The sequence below is a fragment of the Glycomyces tritici genome, assembly GCF_030403505.1.
The window spans coordinates 998,580-1,013,726 of the sequence record NZ_JAUEMJ010000001.1 but is presented as its reverse complement, the minus strand read 5'-3'; the positions used below and the strand labels follow the sequence as shown (position 1 = coordinate 1,013,726).

Genomic DNA, 15,147 nt, shown 5'->3' with positions numbered 1-15,147 from the left:
CTTTTTCATGCCCGGTTCCGGGCCCGGACGCCGCGTGCCATCGGGTTCACCGGGCGCGGTGGGTGTTTTGTCCGTAAGATCACAATATGCACACTCTGTTGTCGGTCCTGCACGTGCTGCTGGCCGTCGCGTTCGTCGGCCCGGCCATGCTGACGCCGTGGCTGGGGGAGCGGGCGCTGCGGGAGCGGGACGGCGACCGCGTGCACCGCGCCGGGCGGCGCTGCATGGCCTTCAACGCGCTCACACTGGTGGCCGCGCTCCTGGGGGTCCTGACGATGATGACGAGCGAGCGGTACTCGTTCGCCGACCCGTGGGTCATCATCGCCTCGACGCTCTATGCGGTGGCGGTGGTCAACGGCGCGGCCGTGATCCCCGGCGTGCTCGCGCGCATCGGCAAGGAGCTCCAGGACGCGCACGGCACCATGGACGGCGAACTGCTGGAACAGCATCGGGGGCGGCTGCTGGCGCTCTCGGGGCTGAACATCGTCTTCTACGCGGTGGTCGTGATACTCATGGCCTGGCGGCCCGGTGCTTGATCTACGGCTCCGCAAGCGTTCGCCGTGAGTGCGGCCCGGTGCTTGATCTACGGCTCCGCAAGCGTTCGCCGTGAGTGCGGCCCGGAGCTTGATCCGCAGGCGACCGCCGCGAGTGCGGCCCCATGCGTGAGCCACATGCAGCGGCCGGGGTCCTCAGTTCATGACGGGGTCGGCGGGGAACTGCGCCACCGCGGAGAGCATGCCGCCCTGGCGCTTCCACACCATGGCCCACAGCTCCTCGGGGTTGGCCGAGAACGGATCGGCGGGCAGGGCGTCGAAGACCATCCAGGCCCCCGCGTCGATCTCGTCCTCCAGCTGCCCCGGCGCCCAGCCGGCGTAGCCGGTGAAGACCCGCATCCCCTCCAGGAGCGGCGCGACCTCGTCGGGGTCCCGGGCCAGGTCGAGCGTGCCGAGGCGCCCGAGCACGGGCCGGAACGCGTCGTTGAAGGGCGCGTCCGCCTTCCGCCAGCCCAGTCCGATCGCCGCGTCGGGCTGCACCGGTCCGCCCTCGAAGAGGACGGCGGGGTGTCCCGCCAGATCGGCCCACTGGTCGAGGTAGTGGACGACCTTCCGCTCGGTGGCCCGGTTGAGGACCACGCCCAGCACCCCGTCGGACTCGTGCCCGACGCCGATGACGACCGTGCGGTCGAAGTTGGGGTCCTGCAGCGTGGGTGTGGCGACGAGGAGACTGCCGACGAACGACTTGGTGCGCGCCGGTGTTGTTTCGCGACTGACCATGGGGCCACCTCCGTTCTGCGCCCGCCTCCGCGAATACGTCCCTGACTCGGGTTCGCCCCGGTTCTCCCGGCACGGTAACCCGCGGGGGCGCGCTTGCAGCAAGGTTCCCGCACTTTCCGAGGAAATACACCGTGGTGTCGGGAGCCCGACAGTTGTTTCCTCACTGAGGGTGCACGAGGCCCGACGATCCGGTGTCCAGGTCGTAACGCACGGTTCCGCAGTCGTCGCAAGTGGAGAAAACGGCCCCAGGAGTTCCCTGGGGCCGTTGTGAAGCAGTGGTGCCGGAGCGGTGCTACCGGAGGCCGGCGAAGAGGTCGTCCTCGGGCAGGCGCGACTCGATGCGCGTCTCCACGAGCTCGTAGTCCTCGGTGGGCCAGGCCTTCTGCTGGAGCTCGCGCGGCACCGCGAACCAGAACCCGTCAGGGTCGACCTGGGTCGCGTGGGCCTTCAGCGCCTCGTCGCGGATGTCGAAGTACTCGGCGCACTCGACCCGCGTGGTGACCCGCTCGCTCTTGTCGCGGGTCCAGTCGCCCGCGTCCATCCAGTCCTTGTACGGCGACTCGAGCCCGGCGTCGAGCATCGCGTAGTGCAGGGCCTCGATGCGCGCCTTGCCGAACGAGTGGTTGTAGTAGAGCTTCAGAGGCTGCCACGGCTCGCCCAGGCCCGGGTACCGCTCCGGGTCGCCCGCGGCGGCGAAGGCCGCGACGGAGATCTCGTGGGTCTTCACGTGGTCGGGGTGCGGGTAACCGCCCTCTTCGTCGTAGGTGGTGACCACATGCGGTTTGAACGAGCGCATGATCTCCACGAGCGGGGCGGCGGCCTCCTCGGTGGGCACGAGGTAGAACGCGTCCTCGGGCAGCTCGGTGCCGGAGTCGGGGAGCCAGCCGTCCGGGAGCCCGGAGTCGATGAAACCCAGCCAGTGCTGCTCGACGCCCAGGATCTCGCGGGCCCGGGCCATCTCCTCGTTGCGAATGCGCGGCAGGTTCTCCTGCACCTCGGGGCGGTCCATCTTCGGGTTGAGCACGTCGCCGCGCTCACCGCCGGTGCACGTCACCACGAGCACCTCGATGCCCTCGCGCACGTAGCGCGCCATCATGCCCGCGCCCTTGCTCGACTCGTCGTCGGGATGGGCGTGCACGCACATGAGGCGCAGCTTGCTCTGGTTCGTCACGTCGGTCAACCTCACTGGCGGGTGCTTCTAGTGGTAAGGCTCGGCGCACGGAACCGACTCGCGCACTGCGGTGGTTGTCGGCTCTGGCATTCTGTGCAACGATACTCGATAATCATTACTTCCCGGTTCTGCCAGGAACCGCGGCTCCGGCGGTGAAACCGCTGATCGCGAAGGAAAGCGACGCAATGACTGAGATGCAGACCACGGATGGGCGCGTGCCGGCTGTGTCTTTCACAGACCCGGCCGACGTGACCTTTCCTGACGGTCGCTACGGTCGCCGCCGCGAACCCAGGCGCCGCCGCCCCGCGGTGACCGCGGTCCTCACGATCGGCGTCGTCCTGGCCGGCCTCGTCGCCGCCTACCGCCTCTCGGAACTGTACGGCCAGAACGAGGTCTCCGAACGCCTGCGCGGCTTCGACGACTCCGTCCCGGGCCAGGTCACCGTCGAGTTCGAGGTCTACAAGCCGGCCGGCGAGGGCGCCACCTGCGCCGTCAGGTCCCGCGACCTCGCGGGCGCCGAGATCGGGTACGCCGAGGTCGAGATCCCGGCGGACGATGCCACCCATGTGGTGATGTCGTACCCCCTCGCAGTCGAGGGCGTGCCCAACACCGGCGAAGTCCTGAGGTGTTGGCAGACGGACTGACTATTGACTTTCGGCCCGTCGCACCGCGTTTCGGTCGGCGGGCCTTTCGCTATCCGGGGTGAACCCCGGGTCGCGAGGACGTTCACGCAGAGGCAGGACCTCGCAGTACGGATCGCACTATTCGGAGGATATGGATCACATGGCTACCGACGCTAACCAGGGCACTTGGCTCACACAAGAGGCCTTCGACCGCCTTCAGGGCGAACTGGACGAACTCATCGCGAACCGTCCCGCCATGGCAGCCGAGATCAACGCCCGCCGTGAAGAAGGCGACCTCAAGGAGAACGGCGGCTACCACGCGGCCCGCGACGAGCAGGGCAAGCAGGAGGCCCGCATTCGCCAGCTCCAGGACCTGCTGCGCAATGCGAAGGTGGGAGAGGCGAACGACAGCGACGAGATCCAGATCGGCACCGTCGTGACCATCGCCTTCGACGGCGACCCCGACGACACCGAGAAGTTCCTCCTGGGCTCCCGCGAGATCTCGGCGACCACCGACCTCACGGTGTACAGCCCCGACTCCGCACTGGGCGCGGCCATCCTCGGCCACAAGGTCGGCGACACCGTCTCCTACAAGACCCCCAGGGACACCGAGATCTCGGTGAAGATCATCGACGCCGAGAAGTTCTTGGGCTGAGAGCACTGACGCGAACGCCGCGGGACCCGAACGGGGCCCGCGGCGTTGTGCTTTCTGGATCCGTTGCGCGCCTAAGCGCGCGCCGACCAGCCGACGTCGATCCGCTTGCCGTACTTGTCGAAGTAGTGCAGCGCATCCATGTGCACGGCCACCGTGATCGGCTGCCCGGCCGAGACCGGGATGTGCGGAGGCAGGCGGAACACCAGGTCCGCGGGCTTGCGGATCGGGCCCGTGTCGGCCTCGCGGCGCTCGACCGGGGCCTGCCCGAACCCGGAGAACAGGCCGCTGAGGCGGCGGCGCGGCTTCGAGCCGCCCCGCGCCAGGTCCGGCTTGTCGCCGATGCCGTCCGGCACCACCGCCGTGGCGCCGATGTCGAGGAACACGAGCGTCTCGTGGCCGTGGTGCTCGTAGAAGCGCACGCGGCCCGCGATCGACTGGCCCGGGTGGCCGTCGGCCACCGGCGCCAGCGCCTCGGCCCGCATCCCGACCACGATGTTCTCGCCGTGGTAGCGGGCCACGGCCCGCCCGCGCAGGTCGTGCCACGGCAGCCGCAGCTCCTGCTCGCCGAAGTCAAGGGCCACATAGCGATCGAGGTACACGTTGACGCGCGCTTCGAGGAGGTTCATGCGCGGGGTGCCGAGGAACGCGGCCACGTACATCGTCGCCGGGCGCTCGTAGACCTCGTCCGGGGTGCCCACGTCCTGCAGGACCCCCTTGCGCATCACCGCGACCCGGTCGGCCATCGTGAGCGCCTCGGTCTGGTCGTGCGTGACGTAGAGCGTCGTCGCGTCGTGGCGGCGCACCAGGGAGGAGATCTCGGTGCGCAGCTCGGCGCGCAGGCCCACGTCGAGGTTCGAGAGCGGCTCGTCCATGAGGAAGAGCTTGGGGCGGCGCACGAGCGCGCGGCCCATGGCGACGCGCTGCTGCTGGCCGCCGGAGAGCTGGTTCGGCTTGCGGTCCTTGAGGTCCGAGATGCCGAGGGCGCTGGCCATGTCGCCCACGGCGTCGGGCACGGACTGGGCGCCGTTCTGCTTGCCGAGCTTGAGGGGGAAGCCGATGTTGTCGGCGACGGACATGTGCGGATAGAGCGCGAAAGTCTGGAAGATCATGGCCGCGTTGCGGTCTCGCGGCGGCAGTTCGTTGGCGTACTCGCCGTCGAGGAGGATCTCGCCGTCGGAGGGGGTCTCGAGGCCGGCGACCATGCGGAGCACTGTGGACTTGCCGCAGCCGGACGGGCCGAGCAGGACGAGGAATTCGCCGTGGTTGACTTCCATGCTCAAGGAGTCCACGGCCAGGGTGTCTCCGGGGAACACCTTCGAGACGTTCTTCAGCGTGACAGCAGTCACCGTTGACTCCAGGGGTGCTAAGGGGATGGATTTGTCGTCAATCCCGGCGAGGCCCCGCGAGGCCTGCGGGCCGTGAGGCCGCCTGGTGAGTCGGCAGGTCGGACGGGCGGTCGGTGCGGATGACTCGTAGGCTTCTTCCCGGTTAAGGATTGACGCTTAGTAGCTTAAGCCTTCCTTATCCGATGCGTAACGGCGGTCACCCGCGATCGCAGGAGGTGAACGCCGGTTCACACTAGGTACGACCTGCGGTTTCAATGGCGCGACGCAGCGCCCAAGCGGGCCGAAGGTCGGCATATCGGCATACAGTAACCGCTTTCTCGCCTGGGGCCGCCCTGCCGGGAACCGCTGTCCGGCGGGTTCGCGGGGACTGCCGGGGCCGCGCACTACGATCGAGGCGTGACGCAACTCGTGACACTCAACGACGTCCGCGCCGCGGCGGCCGAACTCGCCGGGATCGTGCGACGCACCCCCCTCGAACCCTCCCGCGACCCCGTCCTCGACGGTGTCCACCTCAAATGCGAGAACCTGCAGCGCGCCGGGTCCTTCAAGATCCGCGGCGCCTACATGCGCGTCTCGCACCTCACCCCGGCCGAACGCGCCCTCGGCGTCGTCGCCGCCTCCGCGGGCAACCACGCCCAAGGGGTCGCCCTCGCCGCGTCCACCCTCGGCATCCGCTCCACCGTCTTCATGCCCGAGCCCGCACCGCTCCCGAAGGTGGCCGCCACCAAGGGGTACGGGGCCGACGTGATCCTCGGCGGCCTCACCGTCGACGACGCCCTCGAATCGGCCCACAAGTTCGCCGCCGAGACCGGGGCCACCCTCATCCACCCCTTCGACCACCACGACATCGTCGCCGGACAGGGCACCATCGCCCTCGAGATCCTCGAGCAGCTGCCCGAGACCGGCACCATCGTCACCTCGGTCGGCGGCGGCGGGCTCATCGCCGGCATCGCGGCCGCCGCGAAGCAGCTCAAGCCCGGCATCCGCATCATCGGCGTCCAGGCCGAAGGCGCCGCCGCCTACCCGAACTCCCTCGCGGCCGGGCGACCCGTGCGACTCGAGAAGATGCACACCATCGCGGACGGCATCAAGGTCGGCCGCCCCGGCGACGTCCCCTTCGCACACGTTGCCTCCCTTGTGGACGAAATAGTCACCGTCACCGAGGAGGACATCAGCCGCGCCCTCCTCTCACTCCTGGAACGCAACAAGCTCGTCGTCGAACCCGCCGGGGCCACCGCATACGCCGCGCTCCTCAACTACTCGGTCGACTACGACACCCCCACCGTCGCCGTCATCTCCGGCGGCAACATCGACCCGCTGCTGCTCATGCGGCTCATCGAACACGGCCTCGGCGCCTCCGGCCGCTTCATGCGCGCCAACCTGCGCTGCCCCGACCGGCCCGGTGCGCTCGCCTCGATCCTGCAGCTCGTAGGCGCCTACGGCGGCAACATCGTCGACGTCTACCACCAGCGCAGCGACCCGCGACTTTCCGTCGGCGAAGTCGCCGTGGACCTCTCGATCGAGACCCGCGGTTCCGAACACGCGACCGAAATCGTTGCGGCCCTGCGCGACGCGGGGTATTTCGTGTCGGTGGAGGGTCCTAGCATCTGAGTCATGAACAAACCGCTTGAAGAACTGATGGAGCCCGGCTGGGCCAAGGCCCTCGCCCCCGTCGCCGACGACGTCGCCAAGATGGGCGAGTTCCTCCGCGCCGAAGTCGCCGCCGGACGCCGCTACCTGCCCGCCGCCGAGCACATCCTGCGCGCCTTCCAGCAGCCGTTCGACGACGTCAAGGTGATCATCGTCGGCCAGGACCCCTACCCCACCCCCGGCCACGCCATCGGCCTCTCGTTCGCCGTCGCCCCCGACGTGCGCCCCATCCCCAAGAGCCTGGTCAACATCTTCAACGAGTACCGCGACGACCTCGGCTTCCCGCTCCCGGCCAACGGCGACCTCACCCCCTGGGCCGAGCAGGGCGTCCTCCTGCTCAACCGCTCGCTGAGCGTCGCCCCCGGCACGCCCGCCTCGCACCGCGGCAAAGGCTGGGAAGCGGTCACCGAGCAGGCCATCCGCGCCCTCGCCGAGCGCGGCGGCGCGTCGGTCGCCATCCTCTGGGGCAACGACGCGCGCAAGCTCAAGGACCTCCTCGGCGCGGTCCCGGCCATCGAATCGGCCCACCCGTCGCCGCTGAGCGCCCGCCGCGGCTTCTTCGGCTCCAAGCCCTTCAGCCGCGCCAACGCCCTCCTCGTCGAGCAGGGCGGTGAGCCGGTCGACTGGCGGCTTCCGGCGCTGCAGGAGTCCTAGGGCCCGCGGGATACGGTTGACCCGTGATCGAGATCCTGGCGCAGCAAGAGTTCGGGCCGGAGCGCGACCAGGCGATGGCCGGGCCGCTCGGGCTGTTCGTGACCGTGTTCCTCGTCGTCGTGACGATCTTCCTCATCAGGGGGATGAACAAGCACGTCCGCCGGTTGAACGAGCGGGTCGAGCGCGAAGCGGCCGAGGCGGAGGCCGCCGCGGCGACCGACGCCGGGCGAGACGACCCCGCTCACGCTTAAGGGCGCACCATGCCGCGCAAGAACCGCCGCCAGAGCGAAGCCCGGCGGCCGACATCGGGCGCTCAGGACCCGAGCCTGATCGACGGCCCGGACGGACCCGTCCGGGTCCGCCGCATCCCCGGCGCCGGGGCCGAGAAGACCTACCGGTGCCCCGGCTGCGACCTGGAGATCCAGCCGGGCACGCCCCACGTCGTCGCCTGGGCCGACGACGGCGACGGCGGCGACCGCCGCCACTGGCACACCGGCTGCTGGAACGCCAGGAGCCGTCGTCAGCCCGGACGCTGGCGCTGAACCACAACCGAACGATCTGAGGGGCGGGGCCGCGAGGCCCCGCCCCTCGGCACGCCGCCCCTCGGCACGCCGCCCCTCGGCACGCCGCCCCTCGGCACGCCGCCCTTCGGCACGCCGCCCTTCGGCACGCCCCCCAGCACGAGGCCAGGTTCGCGTGCCAGGTGTGCCACACGCGGTGGTGCCGATCGCCTTCCAGCGGGGATAATTCCGGCGTGGCTGTCATCAGATCCGCGAGCATGCTCCCTGCCGAACGCAAGGCGCTCACGCTCGAAACCGCCGACGGGCTCGAACTCGTCGGCGAACTCGCCCTGCCCGCCGACCGCGCGCCCGAGGCGACCATCATCTGCGTCCACCCGCTGCCCACCCATGGCGGCATGATGGATTCGCACATCTTCCGCAAGGCCGCCTGGCGGCTCCCCGCGCTGGCGAACATGGCGGTGCTGCGGTTCAACACCCGCGGCACCGAGTCCCAGCAGGGCACGAGCCAGGGCGCGTTCGACAACGGCGTGGGCGAGCGCTTCGACGTCGCCGCGGCGGTCGAGTACGCGGAGTTCGCGGACCTGCCGCGGGTGTGGCTCGTGGGCTGGTCCTTCGGCACCGACCTCACCCTCAAGTACGGCCTGGAGCCGGGAGTCGAAGGAGCCGTGCTCCTCTCGCCGCCGCTGCGGTACTCCAAAGAGGACGACCTGGAGCGGTGGGCCGAGGACGGCCGCCCGCTGCTGGCGCTCATTCCCGAGCAGGACGACTACCTCCAGTACCCGGAGGCGAAGCAGCGCTTCGCGGCCGTGCCGCAGGCGGAGGTCGTGGAGATCGCCAACGGCAGCCACCTGTGGGTCGGCAAGGCCGAAGAGGCCCTGGACCGGATCGTGGGCCGCATCCTCCCCGAGCACGCGCCGGTGCCGACCACATGGCACGGCCCGATGGAGCGCGGCGACACCTCCGCCTACGCCAACAAGACCGTCGCCGCCTTCGGCGGATTCCTGCCGAAGCCCGAACGCGACTGAGCTTCGGGCAGGACCCGCTCCGAGTCGGGCTCGCAGCCGCTTGAATCCGGCTTCCTGAAGCCGCCTTCAGGCGGCTTCAGCGTGGCTTCAGGTTCGGCCTCCCATCATGGAGCCACGCCGGAAGGACCGGCGTAGCAGACCGGCTCAGACGAGGAGGCCGAGATGACGGCCAAGCAGGCGGCGCGAACCATGAGCGGGCGGGTCCTGAGGACCGCAACGGCAACAGGGCCCGGTCACCAACGGCCCGGCGGTATCGCACCGGCCGCGGTCTCCGGGGTGCCGTGCGTTCAGGCGCACTCGAGGAAGTCGGCGATGGCGGTGGGCAGCGCCGCGTCGGTGCAGTCGGTGACGGCCACGAGGTCTTCACCCTCGATGCGCCACACCCTGCGCTCGGTGGCGCCCTCGCCGTCGCCCCCGGAGCCGCCCGGATAGTCCACAGTGGCGGCCACGTAGTCGCCCTCCTCGGCGCACCAGCTGTCGACGATCCGGCCGTCTTCCAGCTGCTCGTCGATGCGCCCGCCCAGCAGGGCCGGGTCGGAGCAGAACGTCTCGGTGCTCTCGGGGTTGGTGGCCGCATAGGTCGCCAGTGCGGCGCCACCGAGGAGCGCTCCCGTGAGGGCGACCCCGGCGGTGGCCGTGGCGATGGAGCGCAGCCGCGGGCGCAGGCCGACGCGTTCGCGGCCGGGCCGGTAGGGCGCGAGTTCGGTCGAGACCGCGACCGTCACAGGGCGAAGGCCGCGCCGGGGGAGGAGGCCGTTGGCGACGGTGTCGGGCCGGGGGCCCTGGGCCTTGGGGCCGGAGAGCTGGAGGCGGGTGAGCTGCTCGCGGAAGGCGTCGGCGGTCGGCCGGCGGCGCGGGTCGGGGCTGAGGGCCGCGCCGATCATGTCGGTGAGCTCGGCGTCCACGCCGGGGATGTGCGGCACGGGGGCGGCGCGCAGCAGGGGGTCGGCGGCGTCCTCGCGGGCGTGCCGGACCCACGGAAGCCGACCGCCGAGAGCGGCGTAGAGGGCCGTGGCGAGGGCGTAGACGTCTCCGGAGGGGCTCGCGGCCACCTCTCCCGCGACGGCGGCGTCGAGGTGCTCAGGGGCGGTGTAGGGGCTCGGGGGGAGGGGCGCGGCCAGGACGGGGGCGGTCACGTCGTAGGCGGTGAGCTGGAGGTGGCGGGCGGTCCCGACGAGGATGTGGGACGGCTGGATGGCACCGTGGATCAACCCGGCGCGGTGGTAGACGGCGACGGCGTCGCTCAAGGCCACGCCGAGGGCGCGCACCTGCCCGGGAGGCATCGGCCCCTGCTCGGCGAGGAGGTCGGCCAGGCTGCGCCGGGCCGTGCCGACCGCCAGGTAGGGGCGGCCGTTCTCGGTGAGCCCGACGGCGGTGCAGGGGGACAGGTGGGGGTGGGCGGGGAGGCCGGTGAGCTTCGCGGCCCATTCGAGGAACACCTCGCGTCGGGAGCCGTCGACGCGCTCATGGGCGACGGTGACGCACAGCAGATCGGTGGGGCCCGTCGCGACGGTGCCGCTGAAGACGCTGCACACCGCGTCCCGGTGCAGTAAACGGTGTACGGCGGCGGGTCCGATGGTCTGGGTGGTCGACATCCTCACCTCCTCCGGGGGGTCAGCTGTTCGGTGTCGTGATTTGGCACTAAATGTGAGGCTAACCCATCCGATCGGTCAAGCGGTAGTCGGCCGTAGGGATGTGGGACGATCAGGTGAGGAAGTAAATACGCACAGTTATTTTCATTGAGGTGTCACGGGTTCGATGTGCCGCGAGGGAGTCGAGTGTCGGAATTCGTCGTTGTTGGAAAGCAACGATTCGGACACGAGACGCATCCGCTGTTGACGGTTGTGGAAAAACGTTGAACTATCGAATCCGTCTTGACCCCAGGGCGTCGTCGGTCGTGCACCGGCACCGCCCGGTACGAAGGAGTACTAAGCAGATGAACGTCAACCGACGACACCTGATGACCGGAACCATCGGCGCGGCCGCAGTCGCCATGGTCGCTTCCGCCTGCGCCTCTGAAGAAGGCGGCGGCGACGGCTCGGGCGGCAAGAAGGTCGGCATCGCGATGCCGACCAAGACCTCCGAGCGCTGGATCCTTGACGGCGACAACCTGAAGGCCGCGTTCGAGGAAGAGGGCTACGAAGTCACCCTCCAGTACTCGAACGACGTCGCCGCCGACCAGGTCAGCGCCATCGAGACCATGGTCGGCCAGAACGTGGACGTCCTCGTCATCGCCGCGATCGACAACAAGTCCCTCAGCGGCGTCCTCGCCCAGGCCAAGGGTCAGGACATCACGGTCATCGCCTACGACCGCCTCATCCTGGACACGCCGGACGTCGACTACTACGCGTCGTTCGACAACACCAAGGTCGGCACCCTGCAGGGCACCTACATCGTCGAGGCCCTCGACCTCGCCAACCAGGCCGGCCCGTTCAACATCGAGCTCTTCGCCGGGGCGTTGACCGATAACAACACCCAGTACTTCTTCAACGGCGCCTGGGAGGTCCTCGAGCCCTACGTCACCGGCGGCCAGCTCGTGGTGAAGTCCGGCCAGACCACGCTCGAGCAGATCGCCACCGAGAACTGGGACGGCGCCGTCGCGCAGGAGCGCATGGACAACATCCTGTCCAACTTCTACAACGACGGCTCCCAGGTCGACGCGATCCTCGCGCCGTACGACGGCATCAGCCGCGGCATCATCGCCTCGCTCCAGGGCAGCGGCTACACCGAGATGCCCGTCGTGACCGGCCAGGACGCCGAGGTCGAGTCCGTGAAGTACATCATCGACGGACTGCAGTCGATGACCGTCTACAAGGACACCCGCGAACTCGCGGCCACCACGGTCGACATGGTCGTCGCGGTCCTCGACGGCAAGGAGCCCGAGGTCAACAACACCGAGACCTACGACAACGGCAACAAGGTCGTCCCGGCCTACCTGCTCGAGCCGGTCAGCGTGGACGTGAACAACTACCAGGAGATCGTCGTCGACTCCGGTTACATCGACGCCGAAGAACTGGCCTAACGGTCACCGCCAGACCTTTCTCTCAGGGACGCCCTGCCCGCCATGGGCGTCCCTGAACCTCTCTCCCCAGAGCAGTCCAATCTTTCAAAATGGGACGAAGCAATGTCTGAAGACATCCTCCGAATGCGGGGGATCACCAAGCGGTTCCCGGGCGTGCTCGCACTGTCCGGGGTCGCGTTGGGGGTCAAGCGGGCCACGATCCACGCACTCGTCGGCGAGAACGGCGCCGGCAAGTCGACGCTGATGAAGATCCTGTCGGGCGTCTACGCCTACGGGGACTTCGACGGCGAGATCGAGTTCGACGGTGAGCCCGCCCAGTTCAAGAACATCCGCGACTCCGAAGCCGCCGGCGTCGTCATCATCCACCAGGAGCTCGCCCTCGTCGGGGAGCTCTCCATCGCCGAGAACATCTTCCTCGGCAACGAGCGCAAGCGCGGCGGTGTCATCTCCTGGGACCGCACCAACACCGAGGCCGCCCGCCTCATGCAGAAGGTCGGCCTCCACGACAACCCGGCCACGCTGGTCGAGAAGATCGGCGTGGGCAAGCAGCAGCTCGTCGAGATCGCCAAGGCCCTGTCCAAGGACGTCAAGCTCCTGATCCTGGACGAGCCGACCGCCGCCCTCAACGACTCCGACTCCGAGAACCTCCTGGAGCTGCTCCGCCAGCTCCGCGAGGAGGGCGTCACCAGCATCATCATCTCCCACAAGCTGGGCGAGGTCCTGTCGGTCGCCGACCGGATCACCGTGCTGCGCGACGGCCAGTCGATCGAGACGATGGAGACCGAGGCCGGCGCCGTCACCGAGGACCGGCTCATCAAGTCCATGGTCGGCCGCGACCTCGAGCACCTGTACCCGCCGCACGACCCGAAGATCGGCAAGGTCTTCTTCGAGGTCAACGACTGGACGGTCTACCACCCTGAGCAGCGCGACCGGGTGATCGTCAACAAGGCCTCGCTCAACGTCGCCCGCGGCGAGATCGTCGGCCTGGCCGGGCTCATGGGCGCCGGGCGCACCGAGTTCGCGATGAGCGTCTTCGGCCGCAGCTGGGGCTCGAACATCTCGGGCGAGGCCACGATGGACGGCAAGCGACTGCACGTGCGCGACGTCCCCGAGGCCATCGAGGCCGGCCTGGCCTACGCCACCGAGGACCGCAAGCACTACGGCCTGCACCTCGACTACGACCTGCGGGAGAACTTCACCCTCCCCGGGCTCGACCGGCTCTCCTCGCGCGGCGTCGTCGACCAGGACAAGGTCAACGCGGTCTCCGAGCGTCTGCGCGTCGAGTTCGGCGTCAAGGCGCCGTCGGTCTACTCGCTCGCCGGCAACCTGTCCGGCGGCAACCAGCAGAAGGTCGTGCTCGGGAAGTGGGTCTTCACCGAACCCGAGCTGCTCATCCTCGACGAGCCGACGCGAGGCATCGACGTCGGCGCCAAGTACGAGATCTACGAGCTGATCCACAAGCTGGTCGACCAGGGCAAGGGGGTTCTCATGATCTCCTCCGAACTGCCAGAGCTGCTCGGCATGTGCGACCGCATCTATGCGATGAGCGCCGGCCACATCACCGGTCAGGTCGACCGGGCCAACGCCACACAGGAAGAGCTGATGCGTCTCATGACCCTTGAGACCGCCAGCGGGGGAGAAGAGCAACGCCAATGACCACCGTCCCGACCAAGACCCGGCCGAGCTTCCTCTCGGCAGTGCGCAACATCAACCTGCGCGCCTACGGCATGATCATCGCCCTGGTGCTGATCATGATCCTGTTCCAGGTCCTCAACGTGACCCTGCAGAACGAAAACTTCATCACGCCGCTGAACATCACGAACGTGATCCTGCAGAACTCGTACATCCTGATCCTCGCGATCGGGATGATGCTGGTCATCGTCAACGGCCACATCGACCTGTCGGTCGGCTCCGTGCTGGCGTTCTGCGGCGCCATGTCGGCGATCGCCCTCTCGGACTGGGGCTGGCCCTGGTACGTCGCGGTGCTCTTCGCCGTGGCCCTGGGCGCCGCGATCGGCGTCTGGCAGGCGTTCTGGATCGCGTACGTGCGCATCCCGGCGTTCATCGTGACCCTCGCGGGCATGCTCATCTTCCGCGGCCTGACCCTCAAGGTCCTGGACGCGGAGACGAAGGGCACCACCGGCACCTTCAACGAGCTCGCCTCCGGCTACCAGTTCATGGGCGTCGACCTGCGGGTGCCGACCCTCGTGGTGGGCATCCTGGGCGCGGCCCTGTTCGTGTACTTCTCGGTGCGCAGCCGCAGCCGCCAGGTGAAGGCCGGCATCGCCGCGTCCTCCCAGACGACCTGGCTGATCAAGACCGCGGCGATCGCCGCGGTCATGCTCGCCGCCGCGTACACGTTCTACTCGTACAAGGGCCTGCCGATCATCGGCTGGATCCTGCTGGGTCTGGTCCTGCTGTTCACGTTCATCGCGAACCGCACCGTGTTCGGCCGCCACGTCTACGCGGGTGGCGGGAACGAGAAGGCCGCGATGCTCTCGGGCGTCAAGACCAAGCAGACCACGTTCTTCGTCTTCGTGATCATGGGTGCGCTGGCCGGTCTCGCCGGCGTCATCGTGACCGCCCGCCTGCACGCGGCGACCCCGGGCGCGGGCAACGCGTTCGAGCTCGACGCCATCGCGGCCTCGTTCATCGGCGGCGCCTCGGTCACCGGCGGCGTCGGCACGATCATCGGTGCGGTCATCGGTGGTCTCGTGATGGGCGTCCTGCGCCAGGGCATGCAGGTCCTGGGCATCGCGACCGACACGGTCCAGATCATCCTGGGCCTGGTCGTGCTCGCCGCGGTGCTGTTCGACGTGTGGAACAAGAAGCGCGCCACCGGCGGCGGCCTGATGCCGCCGATCGTCGGCACCACCCCCGGCGGTGCGGGCGACGCCAAGCGCAAGGCCAAGGAGGGCACTGACGAGGAGCCCACCAAGGCCGGGACGCTCGACGCGACCACGGATGACAAGCCCATCTCGTAGTCGCTCACGTTGGATCTGAGGGCCCGCAGCGCATATGCGCTGCGGGCCCTTTCGCGTGCGGCCGTCCACGAACCCCCACCCTCCCGAGAGGGGAAGGAACCCTAGCGCCCAGCTTTGCTCGGGGGACCGACGAAAACGGGGGTCGGCGGCGGCCGTGTCACCCGAAAGAGTCGGGCGAGCATCGTCGGGTGCGGGGTGCGGGGTGCGGGGTGCGGGGTGCGG

The 15,147-nt window shown here is 69.1% G+C and carries 15 protein-coding genes; 11 read left to right on the top strand and 4 right to left on the bottom strand.

Going from position 1 to position 15,147, the window contains the following annotated elements:
* Positions 1-86 precede the first annotated feature (86 nt).
* The gene (locus QWI33_RS04640; protein ID WP_289955383.1) at positions 87-536 is read left to right on the top strand and encodes a DUF2269 family protein; all 450 of its coding nucleotides are present in this window, start codon (positions 87-89) and stop codon (positions 534-536) included.
* 153 nt (positions 537-689) lie between these two features.
* On the opposite strand, the gene QWI33_RS04635 is transcribed toward QWI33_RS04640, so the two are convergent.
* Positions 690-1,274: a YqgE/AlgH family protein gene (locus QWI33_RS04635; RefSeq protein ID WP_289955381.1), complete on the bottom strand. Its 585-nt coding sequence runs from the start codon at positions 1,272-1,274 to the stop codon at positions 690-692.
* A gap of 292 nt (positions 1,275-1,566) precedes the next feature.
* Entirely contained in the window at positions 1,567-2,418 is an 852-nt protein-coding gene (gene mca, locus QWI33_RS04630; protein WP_353895397.1) for a mycothiol conjugate amidase Mca, read from the bottom strand.
* Positions 2,419-2,693: 275 nt separating this feature from the next.
* Between mca and QWI33_RS04625 the strand changes: the two genes are divergently transcribed.
* Together QWI33_RS04625 and greA are read left to right on the top strand one after the other, a co-directional pair.
* Positions 2,694-3,089, top strand: coding sequence for a DUF4307 domain-containing protein (locus QWI33_RS04625; RefSeq protein WP_289955378.1), 396 nt, complete (start codon positions 2,694-2,696; stop codon positions 3,087-3,089).
* Between the two features lie 139 nt (positions 3,090-3,228).
* Positions 3,229-3,723, top strand: a complete 495-nt coding sequence (greA, locus tag QWI33_RS04620; RefSeq protein ID WP_289955376.1) for a transcription elongation factor GreA — start codon at positions 3,229-3,231, stop codon at positions 3,721-3,723.
* Between the two features lie 71 nt (positions 3,724-3,794).
* On the opposite strand, the gene QWI33_RS04615 is transcribed toward greA, so the two are convergent.
* Positions 3,795-5,069: an ABC transporter ATP-binding protein gene (locus QWI33_RS04615; RefSeq protein ID WP_289955375.1), complete on the bottom strand. Its 1,275-nt coding sequence runs from the start codon at positions 5,067-5,069 to the stop codon at positions 3,795-3,797.
* Between the two features lie 396 nt (positions 5,070-5,465).
* On the opposite strand from QWI33_RS04615, the gene ilvA reads away from it, so the two are divergent.
* From ilvA to QWI33_RS04590, 5 genes are all read left to right on the top strand, one after another.
* A complete protein-coding gene (ilvA, locus tag QWI33_RS04610) occupies positions 5,466-6,680 on the top strand; it encodes a threonine ammonia-lyase (RefSeq protein ID WP_289955373.1) in 1,215 nt (404 codons plus the stop codon).
* Between the two features lie 3 nt (positions 6,681-6,683).
* Positions 6,684-7,373: a uracil-DNA glycosylase gene (locus QWI33_RS04605; RefSeq protein WP_289955372.1), complete on the top strand. Its 690-nt coding sequence runs from the start codon at positions 6,684-6,686 to the stop codon at positions 7,371-7,373.
* A 23-nt stretch (positions 7,374-7,396) separates the two neighbouring features.
* A complete protein-coding gene (locus QWI33_RS04600) occupies positions 7,397-7,624 on the top strand; it encodes a hypothetical protein (protein WP_289955370.1) in 228 nt (75 codons plus the stop codon).
* 9 nt (positions 7,625-7,633) lie between these two features.
* A complete protein-coding gene (locus QWI33_RS04595; RefSeq protein WP_289955368.1) occupies positions 7,634-7,915 on the top strand; it encodes an Rv1322 family protein in 282 nt (93 codons plus the stop codon).
* A gap of 236 nt (positions 7,916-8,151) precedes the next feature.
* Positions 8,152-8,919 (top strand): alpha/beta hydrolase, encoded by a 768-nt coding sequence (locus QWI33_RS04590; protein WP_353895396.1) that lies wholly within the window; start codon positions 8,152-8,154, stop codon positions 8,917-8,919.
* Between the two features lie 287 nt (positions 8,920-9,206).
* On the opposite strand, the gene QWI33_RS04585 is transcribed toward QWI33_RS04590, so the two are convergent.
* Positions 9,207-10,514, bottom strand: coding sequence for a protein kinase domain-containing protein (locus tag QWI33_RS04585; RefSeq protein WP_289955364.1), 1,308 nt, complete (start codon positions 10,512-10,514; stop codon positions 9,207-9,209).
* A 341-nt stretch (positions 10,515-10,855) separates the two neighbouring features.
* Between QWI33_RS04585 and chvE the strand changes: the two genes are divergently transcribed.
* The 3 genes from chvE to mmsB all read left to right on the top strand — a co-directional run bounded on the left by chvE (position 10,856) and on the right by mmsB (position 14,925).
* Positions 10,856-11,941 (top strand): multiple monosaccharide ABC transporter substrate-binding protein, encoded by a 1,086-nt coding sequence (gene chvE / locus QWI33_RS04580; protein WP_289955362.1) that lies wholly within the window; start codon positions 10,856-10,858, stop codon positions 11,939-11,941.
* Between the two features lie 102 nt (positions 11,942-12,043).
* Positions 12,044-13,597, top strand: a complete 1,554-nt coding sequence (gene mmsA / locus QWI33_RS04575; RefSeq protein WP_289955360.1) for a multiple monosaccharide ABC transporter ATP-binding protein — start codon at positions 12,044-12,046, stop codon at positions 13,595-13,597.
* Positions 13,594-14,925: a multiple monosaccharide ABC transporter permease gene (gene mmsB, locus QWI33_RS04570; RefSeq protein WP_289955358.1), complete on the top strand. Its 1,332-nt coding sequence runs from the start codon at positions 13,594-13,596 to the stop codon at positions 14,923-14,925. Before mmsA ends, mmsB begins: the two co-directional genes overlap by 4 nt.
* The last annotated feature ends 222 nt before the right edge of the window (positions 14,926-15,147 follow it).